The sequence below is a fragment of the Nostoc sp. UHCC 0870 genome, from assembly GCF_022063185.1.
In the GTDB taxonomy this organism is placed as follows: domain Bacteria; phylum Cyanobacteriota; class Cyanobacteriia; order Cyanobacteriales; family Nostocaceae; genus Trichormus.
Map to the genome: position 1 here is coordinate 3,759,641 of NZ_CP091913.1, position 18,519 is coordinate 3,778,159.

At 41.6% G+C, this 18,519-nt stretch carries 4 protein-coding genes; all 4 read right to left on the reverse strand.

What is annotated here, in order from left to right:
• Positions 1-66 precede the first annotated feature (66 nt).
• The 4 genes from L6494_RS15870 to L6494_RS15885 all read right to left on the reverse strand — a co-directional run bounded on the left by L6494_RS15870 (position 67) and on the right by L6494_RS15885 (position 18,396).
• Entirely contained in the window at positions 67-663 is a 597-nt protein-coding gene (locus tag L6494_RS15870) for a Uma2 family endonuclease (RefSeq protein WP_237988688.1), read from the reverse strand.
• Positions 664-715: 52 nt separating this feature from the next.
• Positions 716-8,392, reverse strand: coding sequence for a non-ribosomal peptide synthetase (locus tag L6494_RS15875; protein WP_237988689.1), 7,677 nt, complete (start codon positions 8,390-8,392; stop codon positions 716-718).
• A gap of 67 nt (positions 8,393-8,459) precedes the next feature.
• Positions 8,460-11,657 carry an amino acid adenylation domain-containing protein gene (locus tag L6494_RS15880; protein ID WP_237988690.1) on the reverse strand — a complete coding sequence of 1,066 codons (3,198 nt, stop codon included), beginning with the start codon at positions 11,655-11,657 and terminating at the stop codon, positions 8,460-8,462.
• A gap of 115 nt (positions 11,658-11,772) precedes the next feature.
• Positions 11,773-18,396 (reverse strand): non-ribosomal peptide synthetase, encoded by a 6,624-nt coding sequence (locus L6494_RS15885; protein ID WP_237988691.1) that lies wholly within the window; start codon positions 18,394-18,396, stop codon positions 11,773-11,775.
• Positions 18,397-18,519 lie beyond the last annotated feature (123 nt).

Below are 18,519 nucleotides of genomic sequence, written 5' to 3' on the forward strand. Positions count from 1 at the left end.
TTTATTTAGATAAAAGTAATTAATTTTTAACAGTAAAGATTAGTAATTGGAGGGGGTTTAAAATTTTTAACTCAGTTCTGTCCTCTGAGGAATAGCTTCTAATTCTACATCTTGGTAAAGGTCGGCAAAAGAGGCGGTTAAGTTAATACTTTTGATGTCAAAATTTTCCTTAGTGGGAGTATAGGTTTGCAGCACCCATAGACCTTGTTCGTTACGTCGGAAGGTTTCAACTCGTTGATTTTTACTATTAACTAAAACGTATTCTTCCAGGCTGTCAAGGGTTTGATAGTCGTTGAATTTGTCACCTCGGTCAAAGGCTTCAGTGGAATTGGATAGAACTTCAATAATCAGTTTAGGAAAGCATTTATAGGTGGGTGTCTCTCGGTCTTTAGGGTCGCAACTTACCATCATGTCGGGGTAATAAAAGCGGTTACGTTTTTCAATCCGGGCTTTAACATCTGCAAAGTAAACTCGACACTCTGACCCTAGCAAGTGGTTACGAATCAATAAAGCGAGATTTAGACCTATGGTGTTATGGGTGTCAGTTGTTCCCGCCATTGCGTAAACTTGACCATCAATATATTCGTGTTTGATGTCGCTTTTTTCTTCGAGTTGGAGGTATGCTTCGGGAGTAAGAAAAACGGAATCAGATAGAGCAATCATGGCTGAAGTTTCTCATTAAAAGATAAATAGATGTTTTTTCAGGTGTGGTAGTTTAAAGTTCGATTTCCTCCTCATCTGAGGTGAGGGGCTGCATACTTTCGCCGGTGGAATTAACCCAAATGCAGGTATCAAGATAGTTTGCTAATTCACTGAGGTTAGGGAATTCAAATACCTTAGCCAGAGGCAATTCCACCTTGAATTTATCACGGATGCGATAGCACAGTTGGGTGGCTAATAATGAATGTCCCCCCAGGTGGAAGAAGTTATCTTTCCGGGCTATGACTTCATATTTCAGCAACTTTGCCCATAGTTCAGCCAAGGATTTTTCTGTCTCTGTTACGGGTAATTCAATGTCTGTAGCTGCAAATGCTGTCTCTATTGCAGGTAAAGCTTTGCGGTCAACTTTACCATTTGGTGTCAGGGGTAGTTTTTCTAAAACAGTGAAATGGCTGGGAATCATGTAATCAGGCAGAGTTTTGCCTATAAAATCCCGCCATTCTGCTAATAAAGCTGGATCAACTTGATTGGTGCGATATTGCAACGGTTGATTGGCGTAATCTTGCCAAGGTTTCATTCGCCAATTAGCTTTTGTCGCAAATCGGGGGAGTGTCTCCTGTCCTGGAATATGCCGTTGAAAAACAACGTCGTAATCAGAAAATCCTGTGGAACTATATTGGATAAAAGGCGTATAGGGCAAATCTCGCGCTAAAGTTCGCAAAGCTTCGGGTTCTATCCCTGATTTGATTTGAGCGATCGCCGCTTTAAAGTCTGTGATAGTACCATCTAATTGTGGAATTTGTTCTAATAACGCCATTTCTGAGGTTAGACGGGCGTTGGGAATACCCTTAATACCTAGCAAATCTGGTTGCTCGGTTGTTAAAATTTGCTGGATTGTTTCCAGATTTAGCTGTTGGTCTTGCCAATCTAACCATTCAGGTTGTGTCAGGGGAGTATCCGCACGATCTAAGTGTAAAACAACGTCATAACGAAAACGGCTCATTTCCGTATGACTGTAACCTGGTTTCAATTGAATTTGTACATGACTAATCCGAGGAAATCTTTGCTTGAGGGCGATAAAGAAATCAGGGTCAATTAGTAATTCTTCTTCGGTGCGAATACTTTTTTGAATCTGTTGACGCAACTCCTGAATTGATAAGTCATCAGAGGCGCGATGAAATTCGACTGCGGTGTGAAAAGCATCCAGCAACAGGAGATTGCGTACATCTCCAAGAAAGATTGATCCCTGAGTCGCCACAACTTTCATAGCTCCCTCCAGCACCTCCAGTAAGTAATCTAAGGAGGGGAAATACTGAATTACCGAATTGATGATCACCAAGTCATAAGCATTTGTCTCAATACCGTCAAACTGGTGGGCTGCACTGGCTTTGAGGGAAACTTTCCCCTGGAGAGACTGCTGTTCTAAATGTTGGGCAATATACTGCAATGCGTCGGGAGAAAAATCTGTACCTAGATAATGCTGACAATGGGGCGCGATTTTAAACAATAACATCCCTGAGCCGCAACCAATTTCCCAAACTCTTTTGGGTGCAAGTTCCAGAATTTTATCAACAGTTGTATCGCGCCATTCTTGCATTGCTGCTTGGGGAATGGGTTGTGCGGTGTAACTATCATTCCAACCAACTATATTCAGGGTCGGGTCATCGGTTGGGGTTTGTTGCCCAGAGTAGCTATTATTAAAAAGGTGTTCCCACAATGCCACCAATTTATCTGAGTTTGTGCTTTCTTCGGTTGCGGCTGGGACAATATAAGCTACCAGACGTTGATCCAGATCCTTTTCTTCCCTAACAATGACAGCTGCTTCGTGAATTTTGGAATGTTTGACTAATGAGGCTTCAATTTCACTTAATTCAATCCGAAAACCACGCAGTTTGACCTGATGATCGATGCGACCTAAGTATTCTAAATTGCCGTCAGGTAGCCAACGGGCTAGATCGCCAGTTTTATAAATTCGCTCAGTTTTACCGAATAATTCCACTGTCATAAATTTTTCGGCGGTTAATTCAGGGCGATTGAGATAACCTCTAGCTAAACCAACACCAGCAATGCACAACTCACCAGGAATACCAGGGGGTAATAGTTGATTATGTGCATCTAAAACATAAATGCGAAGATTAGATAATGGTTTACCAATGTGCGGTTTTTTGGCATTAGGTTGACAAGGAGCTACACTTGCACAAACTGTAGATTCTGTTGGGCCATAGGCATTTAAAAAACGCCGTCCTTTTGCCCACCGCGTAACTAATTCTGTTGAGCAAGCTTCACCAGCAGTCACTAAGACTTGCAAATCAGGTAAATTCGCTTGGGGTAAGAGAGATAAAACTGAAGGGGGTATAGTGATATGAGAAATTTGGCGATCGCTTAAAAAGCTAACAAACTCCTGACTGGGTAACAAAGTTTCTTTTTTGGCAAGATATAAACAAGCACCTGCACCCAAAGCAGTAGCAATTTCCCAAATTGAAGCGTCGAAACTAAAAGACGCAAACTGAAGTAAACGACTTTGGGGTTGAATCTGCAAAGCTTCATCAACCGCCAAAGTTAAATTTACAAGTCCTTGATGCTCAATCATTACTCCCTTGGGTCTGCCGGTAGAACCAGAGGTATAGATTACATAAGCTAAATCATGGGGGTTACTTTGGGAAAGTGGATTTTCTATTGATTCCTCAGCCCAATTTTCCGCATCTAAACAAATTACTTGTGGAGATTTTTTTAATTCAGTCAGAGGTAATTTATCAAACAAGAAACTTTGGGTTAATAATACCGATATCCCAGAATCTTCTAACATGAAGCGAATGCGTTCTGGGGGATAAGTCGGGTCAATTGGTAAATACGCACCACCAGCTTTGAGAATACCGAGTAACCCAACAATCATTGACAAAGACCGTTCAACAGAGATACCAATTAAGGTGTCTGGCTGGATTTGGTAATTGTGAATTAGGTAATGAGCTAGTTGATTTGCTTGTTGATTTAGCTGTTGATAAGTCAGGTTGTAGTCTTCAAAAACTACCGCAATATTATTCGGGGTTTGTGCTGCTTGTTGTTCAAACAGAGTTACAAATGTTTGGTCTTGAGGGTAATAGGTATCAGTTTGATTCCAAGTTTGCAATTGATCGATTTCTGTGATTGTCATCAAGGGAAGTTTACTGACAGGCTGTTGGGGATTTTTGGTAATTGCTGACAGCAAGACTTCAAAGTGTCCGATCATGCGCTTGATGGTATCTGCCGCAAATAAATCTGTGGCATATTCCCACATACAATGTAGCTGGTCTTCCCTTTCCGACAGATACAGTGTTAGATCAAACTTCGCAAAAGGATAATTTTGTTCTACTTGTTGAATCTCCAGCCCTGTTAAACTAACATTCTTCCCTGAACCTTCCATGTTTTGCAACACTATCATCACTTGGCATAGGGGGTTATAGCTCAAACTGCGTTCTGGTTGCAGTTTTTCTACTAAATACTCAAAGGGAATGTCTTGATGAGCATAAGCATCTAAGCAGGTTTGGCGAGTTTGTTGCAGTAACTCACTAAAGCTTTGTTCTGGCTGGATTTTGCTCCGTAATACCAAGGTGTTGACAAAAAAGCCAATTAACCCTTCTGTGTAACTATGGGTACGGTTAGCAATGCCAGAACCAACACATAAATTGTCTTGGCGGCTGTAACGAGAGAGTAAAATATTAAAAGCCGTCAACAGGGTCATAAACAAACTCACCCCGTGTTTTTGACTCACTGTTTTGAGTTGCTGGGTCAGTTCTTTGCTTAAACAATATTCTTCATGTTCACCTTGGTAACTTTGTTGCGCGGGACGGGGATAATCAGTAGGTAAATCCAGTACGCGCGGCGCATCACCTAGCTGTTGTTTCCAGTAATTCTCTTGACTGGCTAAAATCTCCCCTTGTAACCAATTGCGCTGCCAAGCTGCATAATCGCTATACTGAATCGGCATCGGTGACAAATTCGGTGCAGAACCAGTTGCATAAGCAGCATAAGCCTGTTCCCATTCCCGCTTAAATACACCCATTGACCAGCCATCACTAATAATGTGGTGCATATTAATCAGCAGGACATTTTTCTGTGAGCTGAGTTGTAGTAGTTTAGCTCTGAACAGGGGGCCAGTATTTAAATCAAAGGGTTCTTGAGCATGGGTATCGGCTAACTTTTGTAGAGTTTGAGCTTGCGTCTGGGAATCGAGTTCCTGCAAGTTAGCGATAGTCAGCACTTCTATATCTTCTACATTTCTCACTACTACCTGCGGTTCTCCCTCCAAGGCAGGAAAATAACTGCGTAAACTGGTATGACGTTGTAGTAAATAAGTTAAACTCTGCCGCAGAGCCTCTATATTTAGTTGGCCTTGAAGTTGGAATGCGATCGGCATATTGTAGGTAGAAGAAGTTCCTTTACCTTCCAGTTGAGCAATAAACCAGAGTCTTGATTGGGCAAAGGATAGGGTTTTGGGTTGATTTTCTGGCTGTGGTGCGATAGGAGGGGCGCAAGACCTTGCACCCCTACCGTCAATTTCCCGCGCCAACTCAGACAAAATGCTTTGCTCAAATACCTTGCGGACAGGCAATTCCACCCCGAAACTATCACGAATTCGGGTAACTAATTGAGTTGCTAATAAGGAATGTCCACCCAGTTCAAAGAAGTTGTCAGAGCGACTAACAGACTTAACTTTTAACAAACCTTGCCATAAACTAGCCAGTAGTTCTTCTGTAGGGGTTACTGGCATTTCCATGTCAGTGGAAGTATCTGTTTCTGGTACAGGTAATGCTCTGTAATCTAGCTTACCGTTAGGAGTAAGAGGCAACTGATCCAAAACCATAATCTGGCTAGGAATCATATAATTTGGCAGGCGATTTTTTAGGTATTCCTTAACCTCAATTCCTAAAATGAGAGATTTATTCTCTGCTATGACATAGGCTATTAACCTGGGATTACTATCAGCTTCAGATAAAATTACAACAGCTTCTTTAATTAAAGTGTGTTGCAATAATAGCGATTCAATTTCACCCAGTTCAATCCGAAATCCCCGTAATTTCACTTGAGCATCAATACGCCCCAGGTATTCCAGGTTTCCATCATAGTTCCATCTTGCTAGGTCGCCAGTTTTGTAAATTCGCTCAATTTTACCGAATAAATCAATTTCAATAAATTTTTCACCAGTAGTTTCAGGACGATTAAGATAACCCCGTGCTAAACCTACTCCCGCAATACACAATTCTCCAGGAATGCCGGGTGGTAATGGTTGATTGTCTGCATCTAAAATGTAGATACTGTGATTAGCGATAGGTTTACCAATATAGGGCTTTTTCCCATTTGGTTCACAACTATATATACTGGCAATAACTGTCGATTCTGTCGGCCCATAGCCGTTGAAGAAACTCCGCGTTTTTCCCCACTGTATCACTAATTCTGCTGCACAAGCTTCACCACCAACGATAATAGCTTGTAAATCAGGTAATGCAGCTTGAGGTAATACAGATAAAGCCGAAGGAGGTAAGGCGAAATGGGAAATTTTGTGTTCAGCTAACAAGTCCACCAAGGCTTGACTCGGTAACAAAGTTTCTTTTCTAGCTAAATACAAACAAGCACCTGCGGACAGAGTAGTCGCAATTTCACCAATCGACAAATCGAAGCTAAAAGAACCAAACTGAATCCAACGACTGTGGCGTTGAACTTGAAAAATTTCAGTCCAGGCTAAAGCTAGATTGACAATGGCGCGATGCTCAATCATCACCCCTTTAGGTCGTCCCGTTGAACCAGAAGTATAAATTACATAAGCTAAATTATCAGGCGTATTTTGGGGACTGGGATTATCAGTTAATTCTTCAGAAAAAGCTTCCTCATCTAAATAAATTACCTGATTTTTTAGTTCAGTCAAGGGCAATTTTTCTTTGAGGAAAGTCTGGGTTAGTAACACCGATGTCCCAGCATCTTCTAACATGAACTTAATCCGTTCTTGGGGATAATTGGGGTCAATCGGTACATAAGCACCACCTGCTTTGAGGATACCGAGGACACCAATAATCATTTCTAAAGACCGTTCTACACAGATACCAATTAAGGTATCGGGCTGAATTTGGTAATTTTGAATTAAATAATGAGCTAATTGATTCGCTTGTTGATTTAGTTGTTGATAAGTCAGGCTTTTAGATTCAAAAACTAAAGCTAGATGATTAGGGTTTTGAGTAACTTGTTGTTCAAATAAGTCAACTAAAGTTTTATCTTGGGGATATTCTGTTTGAGTTTGATTCCAGCGTTGTAGTTGTAGCAGTTCGGCTGCTGTCATCAACGGTAGAGTATTGATTGGTTGGTTGGGATGATCAATAATTCCCTTCAGTAAAACTTCAAAATGTTGCACCATCCCTTGGATAGTTTTAACATCAAACAAATCTGTTGCATATTCCCATTCTCCTGTTAACCCTTGGGGAGTTTCACGGAACATCAGCGACAAATCAAACAGGGTCGTGGTATTTTCCCACTCAAAACGGGTCAGAGTTAATCCAGGAATTTCTAGTTTTTCTGGAGTTCCGCTTTGTAAGCCAAAAGCAACTTGAAATAGGGGATGATAAGAAAGCGATCGCTCTAAGCCCAATTCATCGACTAGTTTCTCAAAGGGTAAATCTTGATGGTCGTAAGCATCGAGGGTTACTTGCTTGACTCGTTCCAGTAATTCTAAGAAAGTTGGATTTCCTTGCAGGTTGGTACGCAAAGCCAGGGTATTGACAAAAAAGCCAATTAATGATTCTGTTTTCCGACGATGACGATTAGCGATCGCAGAACCAACAACAATATCCTCTTTTCCACTGTAGCGCGACAATAACAGCGTAAATGCTGTCAGTAAAGTCATAAACAGGGTAGTTCCTGAATCCTGACTGAAACGCTTCAACTTCTGGGTTAAATCTTGATCGAGTTCTAAAAACTCACTACGCCCCTGAAAACTCTGTACTGATGGACGTGGTTGATCTGTGGGTAATTCTAACAGAGGCGGGACTTCAGCTAATTGTTTTTGCCAGTAATTAAGTTGGGTTTCGAGTACCTTTCCCTGTAACCATTGTCTCTGCCAATGGGCAAAATCGGCATATTGTAGCGATAATTCCGGTAAAGGAGACGATTCTCCACCAGAGAAGGCGGTGTAAAGGGTGAACAATTCCCGGCGAAAGATGTCCATTGACCAGCCATCACAAACAATATGATGGATAACCAGCAACAGCAAATGAGATTGATCAGCCAGTTGCAATAACTTTACCCGCAGCAAAGGAGGATTTGACAAGTCAAAGGGCTGTTGTAATTCTGCTGTCGCTAAATGCTGCGCCTTGCTTAACTGGTCTTCTTCCCTCAATTGTCGCCAATCTAACACTTGCATTTCCAGTGGAGGATGAGCGTGAATCACCTGTATAGGCGACTCATCGACAACACAGAAGCTAGTACGTAAGACCTCATGACGTTGGACAATTGCTGCGATCGCTTTTTCTAAAGCACTGATATTCAAAAATCCGCTAATTTGCCAGAAAAACGGGACATTATAGCCACAATTTTCACCTTCTAGTTGGTCAATAAACCAAAGTCTTTGTTGAGCAAAAGATAGGGAAATAGGTTGTTTTCGCGATACAGGTATGAGGAGAGGCGATCGCTGTTGCTTTTTCAGTTTTTGTAAAACTAATTCTCGCTTTTCTGGAGAAAGATTTTCAAGACGTTTTAATAAATCACTCATAATATTTGTAATTAAAAACTCTGCGTACCTTTGCGCTTACTTTGTGTACCTCTGCGTTTAAAAATCCTCACGAAATTAATTGCTGTCTCACCTCTTCCTCCGATAACTCATCCACCTCCGCCAAAATCCTGGCTAAATCATCATTTTCTACTGGCTCATTCACTTTTTGTGCTAGTTCGGCAATAGTTGGATTTTCAAACAAATAACGCAAAGAAAAATCTAGAGAAAAAACTTCCCTTAAGCGAGAAATTACTTGCATAGCTAGTAAAGAATGTCCTCCCAATTCAAGAAAGTTATCATAAATTCCCACTTGTTTTAATTTCAGAACTTCAGTCCAAATTGTGGCTATTTCTTGCTCAATTGGTGTGCGAGGAACAACAAAATCAACCTCTAGATTTCTTTGAAAAATATCAGGAGCAGGCAAAGCACGGCGATTGATTTTACCATTAGGTGTAAGAAGGAATGATTCCACAAATACGAAAGCAGCAGGAATCATATAATCTGGTAACTTTTCTTTGAGGAAGTTTCGTAAGCTGCTAGGAGTGGGTGAATTATCCTTCATAACCATATAGGCTACTAAGAATTTATTTCCAGGTTCATCTTCTCGCGCAATAACTATAACTTGTTTTATGTCAGGATGTTGAATTAAAATTGCTTCAATCTCTGCTAATTCAATGCGAAAACCGCGAATTTTTACTTGTGTGTCAATTCGACCGATAAATTCAAGATTTCCATCATCAAGGCGGCGAACTAAATCTCCAGTTTTATAAAGGGTATCTCCCTCAATAAAAGGATTAGAAATAAATTTTTCCCTGGTTAATATTGGTTGATTTAAGTAACCTCTAGCAACACTCGCACCACCCACATATAGTTCACCAGAAACACCAATGGGAACTCGGTGTAAGTTTTCATCTAATAAGTAAACTGTCCTATCGCCAATAGGTTTTCCAATAGAAATTGAAGGGATGTTTTCAGAGATTTGTTTAGGAATCGTGTAACAAGAGGTAATTACTGTACATTCGCATGGTCCATAGCCATGAAGTATTTGTGTTCCCGGCAATAGTTCTAAAGCGCGACGAACATGAGGTACAGAAACGGACTCTCCTCCAAACATCAGTTGTTTAATTTCTGACAACCCTTCCGGCATCGTATCAATCATGAGATTGAATAATGCTGTAGTCAGAAATAGGATGTTAACTTCTTGTTCTTTAATAATCTGGCTTAAGCCTTCTGGTGTGGGAATTTTTTCTGGATAAAGTATACAACGCCCACCATAAATTAAGGGTGTCCAAAGTTCCCAGGCTAACATATCCCAGGAATTTGATGAATGTTGCAGAAAAATTTGTTTCGCATCAAAGTGAATGTAATCAACCCCCAACATCAAACCAATTATGCTGCGATGGGGGATTTCTGTTCCCTTTGGTGTTCCCGTTGTACCAGAGGTGTAAATTACAAAAGCTAAATTTTCTATATTAACTTCACTGGGTAAATTTTCTTCTTTGGATTGGGAAATTACTTCCCAATCTGAGTCAAGATTCACCACAGTTTGATTATTGAGTGGGAGTCTATTTTGTAAATGAGTTTGTGTTAGTAAGATGGGTGTTTTTACATCTTCCAACATGAAAGCTAGTCTTTCGGAAGGATAAGCTGGATCTAGGGGAACGTAAGCCCCACCTGCTTTGAGGATAGCGAGTATGCCGATCACCATTTCTAGCGATCGCTCAACACAAATTCCCACCCGTACCTCTGGTTTAACTCCCAGCGATCGCAAATAATGCGCTAATTGATTGGCGCGGTTATTTAATTCTCGATAAGTTAAATTTTGTTGTTTATATACAAGTGCTACTGCATCGGGGGTTTTTTCAACCTGTTCTTCAAATAAAATATGAATACATTTATAATTAATAGCATCTGTTTTTTGATGATTTTCCAGCAGAATTAATTGTTCTTCTTCGGTTGCACTAAGTAAAGATAATTGGGAAATATATTGTTGTATATTAGCTGCAATTCCTGTGAGCAATGTTTGGAAATGTCCAATCATGCGGGCAATTGTCTGTTCATCAAAACAGCTAGTATCATAAACAATCCTGCCAGCTAATTGTGAACCAGGATTAATCACTATACTGAGAGGATAATTTGTGCGTTCAAAACAACTAACATGACTAATTTCTAAAGTTTTTTTAGTTTCTTGTTTGGCAGAATCTAGCGGATAATTTTCAAATACTAAAATACTTTCAAATAGTGGCAATCCGGGGGGAATATCACTCATTTGTTGAATTTCTGCTAGGGAACAATAAGCATACTGTTCCTGCTCTAAGGCTTGGGTTTGTAATTGCTTGAGCCAAGGTAATAATTCTATTTTTCCATTAACTTTTACCCTGATGGGGAGAGTGTTGATAAATAGCCCCACCATTGAGTCTACTTGCTCAAGCGTTGGTGAACGACCAGATACGGTTGCACCAAATACTACATCGCTTTCCCCACTGTAGCGGGAAATTAGTAATGCCCATGCTCCCTGCACCAAATTATTCAAAGTTAAATGGTGCTGTTTCGCTGCATATTGCAGTTTCTCCGTTATCGTTTGAGATAATTGAAAACGTTGCTCATTATATGTTCCTAATCCTCTCTTTCCTCCTAAAGAAGTAAAAGTTTCAAAACCCTGGAGATTTTTTTGCCAAAAGTTTTTGGCTTGATCAATATTTTGTTGCTGTAACCACTCAATATACTCTCGATAGGGGCGAACAGGTTGGAGGAGTAAATGTTCACCTCGCTGATTAGCTTCATACAACGCTAAAACTTCTTTGAGGACAATCTGCATTGACCAGCCATCAAAGAGGATATGATGATGAGTCCAAATAAATTGGTAGGTCTGCTCTGTTAGCTGAATGATGGTGAAGCGCATTAGGGGAGCTTGAGTCAGATCAAATCCCTTTTGGCGATCGCTTGACAAAAACTTCTCTAAATGATTTTCTTGTTCATCAGGTGTTAAATTCTGCCAATCCAGTTTCACCCAAGGGAGATCCACTTGCTTACTCACCATTTGCAATGGCTTTTCTATCTCTTCCCAATAAAAAGAACTGCGTAAAACTGCGTGTCTCGCCACAACCTGTTCCCAAGCTTGTTGGAAAGCAGGAAAATTCAATTCCCCAGAGAGGATGCAAAGCAACTGCTCAAAATAAACTTCTGACTCTGGTGCATAAAGGGTATGAAACAACATCCCTTGTTGCATGGGTGAAAGTTCATAAAGGTCTTCGATATTTTGCATGGAATTACCTCTTGGGGATAGGGGATTGGGGACTGGGGACTGGGGATTGGGGACTGGGGATTGGGGACTGGGGATTGGGGACTGGGAAGAAAAACTAATGACTAATAAGTCATGACTATTTGTTTTTGTTAATTTTGGCGAGGAATTTATCTAGCTGTTGCTGATTGAGTTTGGCTGCTGAGAAATCAGACGGGGTATAGCTTTGAGAGTCTTTTGATTGACAGTGAGCAATTAGGGTTTTGATTGCTTCCATAAATCCTGAAGCTAACTTTTCAATGGTGTCTTTCTTGTGAACTGTCTCACTATAAGCCCAAGTCATTTCCAGTTTTCCCGCACGAATAAAACCGCTTATTCCTAATAAGTGGCTACGTTGATTGAGTAGGCTTTGTTCAGCTTTGAATTCTTTCGCCACACCCAAAACTTCAGATGCTCTCAGCACTTGATCGAATTGTCCAAGGTAGTTAAAACTAACTTGTGCTGGGGGTAGGGAATGGAATTTTTCGCGGATTGTGGTGTTTGCGTGCAAATATCGCAATACTCCATAACTAATTCCTCGGTTGGGAATGCGCCGCAGTTGTTCTTTGACTGACTTTAAAGCGTCTCCTGGATGGTCAATGTCTTCTAGTTGTAACCCAACAGGAAATAATGTAGTAAACCAACCAATAGTTCGTGACAAATCTACATCTTCAAATAAGTCTTCCCGTCCATGTCCTTCTAAATCAATTACTAAAGAACTTTCTCCTGTCCATCGAGTAAAGCTCTGTACTAGGGCAGTCAACAGTACATCATTAATTTGAGTATTGTAGGCAGAGGGTACATCTTGTAAGAGAGCGCGGGTCTGTTCTGCATTTAAAGCCAGTGACACAGATGCAGTTGAGGCTACTGTGTTATTTTCTTGACTAGATGGATAGTCTACAGGTAAAGCTGTGACTTGAAGACTAGATTGACTTAACCAGTAATCCAACTCTTTGACAGCCTCGGTTTGGGCATATTCTATCAGGCGATCGCTCCAATATTGCCAGGAAGTTGTCTTAGCTGGTAATTTAATAGTCTCGCCCCGACTAATTTGTTGGTAAGCAGTAGCTAAGTCTTCCAGCAAAATCCGCCAGGAAATGGCATCTACTGCTAAGTGATGGATGATGAATAGTAAACAACTTGGGCGATCCTGGCCTAACTGAAATAATGCTACTTGTGCGATTGCTCCTGTAGCTAAATCCAGACCAGCTTGGAGTTCAGCATCTTTGGCTTTGATCTCTGTTTGCTGTTCTGCTGGCGATAGGTGCGACAAATTAAAGATGCTCAATGGCACAAATTCCTGTATGTCGGCGTTAATTTGTTGCCAGTTTTCCCCTTCCTGCACAAACCGCAGACGCAAAGCATCGTGATGTACTAACAATTGTTGTACTACTTGCTGTAATAGCTGAGGTTGCAAGTCTGGCGACACTTCCAGCATGGCTGACTGGTTAAAGTAATCCGGTTCGGGCAAGTTCTGCTCAAAAAACCACTGCTGGATGGGTGTCAACGCTACAGAACCAGTTACTAAACCTTGTTCAGCGTTGACTTGGCGAGTTATACCCACTACAGCTGCTAACTCAGCAATGGTTTGATACTTAAATAGTTGTTTGGGGGCAATTTGAATACCCGCCTGATTAGCACGGGAAATCATTTGAATGCTAAGAATGGAGTCCCCGCCCAGTTCAAAGTAGTTATCATGGATGCCAACTTGTTCTACTCTTAAAACTTCCGACCAAATCGCCACTAATTTCTGTTCTATAAGTGTGCGCGGTTCAATAAATTTATCTTCGCCACTGCGAGAAAAATCGGGTGTTGGTAGGGTGCGGTAGTCTACCTTACGGTTGGCAGTCATCGGGATGGTTTCCAGCAGCATAAATGCCGCCGGAATCATATAATTCGGTAGTTTCTGTTTGAGGAATTGGCGCAATTCATCGGTGGTTGGTGGCGAGTCTTGAGGTACGATATAAGCCACGAGTCGCTTTTGTCCGGGGATATCTTCACGGGCGATCGCAACAGCTTGTAATACTTGGGGATGTTGTCTCAATACCGTTTCTATTTCTCCCAACTCGATGCGGAAGCCGCGAATTTTTACCTGACCGTCCACTCGACCGAGATATTCTAGATTGCCATCTGGGCGAAATCTTGCTAAATCTCCAGTTTTGTATAGTTTTGAGGGTGTAGGGGTTGCAGGTAGTAGGGGTGTGGGGGTATAGGGGTGTAGGGGTGTAGGGGTTGCAGGTAGTAGGGGTGTGGGGGAAGAAATTTCAATAAATTTCTCTGCGGTGAGTTCTGGACGTTGCCAATATCCTCTGGCTAATCCTGCTCCCCCAATGTGCAGTTCTCCTGGAACTCCTATAGGTAGAGGTTGCAGATATTGATCTAAAACATAAACCTGAGCATTGCTGATGGGTCGTCCAATGCTAATAGAGGTGGCTGTTGGGGTAAAGCGATCTAAAGTGGTGACAACCGTTGCTTCCGTCGGCCCGTAACTATTAAATAATTGGGGTGACGGGGAAAGATGCGCTACGCAACTATGCCAATGCTGCACTTTTTCTAGTTGAACTTCTTCCCCTCCAATAATCACAGTTCTCAAACTTTCAGGAATGCGGGAATCTTCAGGGGTAAGTTCTGCTACTAACTGATGCCAATATGCTGTAGGTAAATCCAAAACAGTTAATTGCCATTGTTGGCAACACCGCCAAAATTCATCACTGGAGTGTAGTATTTCTTCGGTGCGTAATACTAAGGTTGCACCAACTGCAAGACAAGGAAAAATTTCTTCAATGGATGTATCAAAACAAACTGAGGCAAATTGCAGAACCTTATCACTGGCGTTGATTCCATATTCATCAATGGCGGTGATGACAAAGTTCATCAATGAACGATGTTCAATCATTACACCCTTGGGTTTACCCGTAGAACCGGAGGTATAAATAATGTAGGCCAGGTTATTAAGTTGAACGTCGCTAATCGGGTTATCTGTACTGTGTTGAGCAATTACTGGCCAATCTGTATCTAAACAAATTGTTTTTCCGGTATACCCTAGCAGTTGATTTGGGAATTTATCTTGCGTGAGCAAAATGCCTAGTTGGGTATCTGCAAGAATTTCAGCTATTCGCTCTTGGGGATAAGCCGGGTCAATGGGAACATAAGCACCACCAGCTTTGAGAATGCCGAGTAAACCGACAATCATCTCTAAGGAACGCTCAACGCAGATACCAACGAGAGTTTCTGGTTTGACTCCTAAACTTTGCAGATAGTGGGCGATTTTGTTGGCGCGATCGCTCAATTCACGGTAGGTTAATTTTTGACCATTCTGCTCTACAGCTACAGCATTAGGCGTTAACTCTACTTGAGACTCAAATAACTTATGGATACACTCTGTCTGAGTATATTCCCTATGAGTCTGATTCCATTCCCCTAATAAGTTTTCTTGAGATTGACTTAATAGAGCTAATTTACCAATCTGCTGTTCTGGGTTAGCTACAATCTCAATTAATATCTTTTGATACTGTTCTAGCATGGCTTGGATGGTGTCAGCATCGAAGAGGTCGCTGTTATATTCCAAGACCAGGGTAATTCCTTTTGCTCCGGTTTTCACACCATACTGTACGCTTTGTTCAAAACGTGGTATGACGAGAAAATCAATATCAAACTTTGCAGATTTGTTACTAGCCGGTTCATGCAAGCTGATGTCCAAACCAGGTAAATTCAAATACGGCTTGGCCGAATTATGGAAACTGAACATCACTTGAAACAGAGGATTGTGACTCAGGTTGCGGATGGGTCTGATTACTTCTACTACTTTATCGAATGGTACGTCTTCGTTGGCGTAAGCTTCCATTGCTACTTGGCGTACACGGTGGAGTAATTCCCGAATTGTGGGATTACCTGATACATCGGTGCGTAAAACCAAGTTATTGACAATCATGCCGATTATCTTCTCGATTTGGTGCATCCGGCGATTGGCAACAGCAGATCCGATAAAAATATCGTCTTGTCCAGTGTATCGGTGCAACAGGATGATAAAAGCTTCGAGCATTGTCATAAATAAGGTTACACCTTCTTGATGACTGAAAACTCTCAGGGATTCGCACAAATCATCGGGCAGTTCCATCCTGACGTGATCGCCATTGTAAGTTTGCTCTTTTGGTCGCGGGCGATCATAAGGTAATTCCAACAGAGGCGGAATACCTGATAACTTTTGTTGCCAATAGGCTAATTGAGCTTGAGCTTCTGCGGTTTTAGCCCATTCACGCTGCCAATAGGCAAAGTCGGCAAACTGAAAGCTTAGTTCAGGTAATGGTGAAGGTTTACCTGCACAGAAGGCTTGATAAAGTTCTACCAACTCACTTAAAAAGATGTTAAATGACCAGCCATCATGAGCCATGTGATGCTCAACATGGGTCAATATATGTTCTTGGTCACTCAACTTAAATACAACCCACTTAATTATGGGTAGTTGAGTCAGGTCTAGATGTGTTTGAATTTCTGCATCGACCAACTTTTGTGCTTCTATTTCCCGCTCAGATTCAGGAACTGCACGGAGGTCAACTACTTCAAAACTGATCGGTTCATGGGGGTTAATTACCTGATATAGCCTACCATTCACCTCCTGATAAGTCGTGCGGAAGATTTCATGACGCTTCACAATCTCATCAAGACAACGTTCTAATACTTGGACATGGAGGAGTCCTTTAAGTCGCATCGTTGCCTGGAATTGGTAGGCACTATTGTCTGGTGCTAATTGGTGGACGAAGTATATGCGCTCTTGAGAAAAGGAAACTGGCACGAGTCCTTCATAGGAAATTCGTTTGATAGCAGGACGTTGCCATTGTGATTCTTCCCCACCTTGGGCAATGAGTTGAGCTATAACGGCTATGGTGGGATTGGCAAATATCTGATTAAAAGATAAATTAACGGAGAAAACTTCGCCTACGCGAGAAAGCATCTGCGTGACAATGAGGGAATGACCACCCAAACAGAAAAAATTATCATTGACTCCAACTAGATCAAGTGCCAATAACTGAGTCCAGATAACAGCTAACTTCTCCTCAATTGGGTTACGAGGCGCGACGAAGATTTCTGGTAAATCGGGACGTGTGCGATCGCAGGCTGGAAGATGACGACGATCAATTTTACCATTGGGGGTCAAGGGTAAGGATTCGAGAATCATCAATGCTGCTGGCATCATGTAAGTGGGCAGCTTTTCTTTTAGAAAGCCTTTTAAGATTGTGGCGGTTACTGCTGATTTTTGATCAGGAACAACATAAGCCACAAGTCGCTGATCACCAGGGATATCTTCACGAACGATGACCACAGCTTGATATACATCTGGGTGTTGACTCAAAACCGCCTCAATTTCGCCTAATTCGATGCGAAAGCCGCGAATCTTCACTTGATTATCAACTCGCCCCAGAAACTCAATGTTCCCATCTGCTAAATAACGCGCCAAATCCCCAGTTTTATATAATCTACTCCCTCCTGCCTCCTCCAACGGATGAGGAATAAATTTTTCCTCGGTTAACTCTGGACGGTTCAAGTAGCCTCGTGCCAATCCATCGCCACCAATATATAATTCACCAGGAGTTCCCACGGGAACTGGTTGCAGTTGGGAGTCGAGTATATATATTTGTGTATTAGAGATTGGTCGCCCAATTGGTAGATTGATTGCGCCCTCTGGGACATCCTGAACTAAATACCAACAAGCAAATGTTGTACTCTCCGTCGGCCCATAACCATTTACCAATCGTTGTGGCGCGCCATTCTTCAGAACTGCTGCGACCGATTTGGGATTTAATGCTTCGCCGCCAATTACCAAGTTTCCCAAGTCTTGAAATGCTTGGGGAACAACGTTAGCTAACTGATTAAATAATGCTGTAGTTAAAAATAATACACTTATTCTTTGTTCACGGATGTAAGCTGCAAAATTTTGGGGTGACAGTAGAATATTCTGAGGAATTCCCACTAAAGTAGCCCCATGCAGCAGAGATCCCCAAATCTCGAAAGTAGCTGCGTCAAATGAAGCATTTGAGCCTTGAGCAATGCGATCGCTAGCTGTAAACTGCACGTAATTGGTGTTGCATACTAGCCGATTGACCGCGCGATGAGGTACAGCAACTCCCTTGGGTGTACCTGTAGAACCGGATGTATAAATCACATAAGCAAGATTTTCAGCCGTCGCACTGGTAGTAGGATTTTCTTGGCTTTGCTGATTAATTGATTGCCAATCAGTATCTAAACAAACCCTCTTCACGCCGCTTGCAGAAAATTCTTCCACAAACTTTTGCTGAGTTAACAGCACTTGCACTTGTGAATCTGAGAGCATGAACGATAGACGCTCTTGGGGATAGTTTGGATCTAGTGGCACATAAGCACCACCTGCCTTGAGGATAGCTAACATTCCGACGATCATTTCTAGCGAACGCTCAACACAAATCCCTACCAAAACTTCTTTCCCTACACCCAAAGACTGCAAATAATGAGCTACTTTGTTGGCTTGTTGGTTCAACTCTTGATAGGTCAGTTTCTGCTCATCAAAGACTACAGCAATATTGTCTGGGGTTTTTTCCACTTGTGCTGCAAATAATTCATGTATGCACAAATGTTTGGGGTAATCTACCGTTGTATCATTCCATTCCACTAATAATTTATGTCTTTCCTGGTCAGTTAAAGCAGCATCACCATCAAGAGACTGATGAGAATTAATAACAATTTCTTTCATAAACTTTAGTAATAAGCTAGATATTTTGATGATCATTAGAAATGATGGCCTTTGAGGGTTTAATCCGGTGCAATCGGACTCAGAGGCCATTTTTTTCTTAGTCGCCATTTGGATTCGATATTG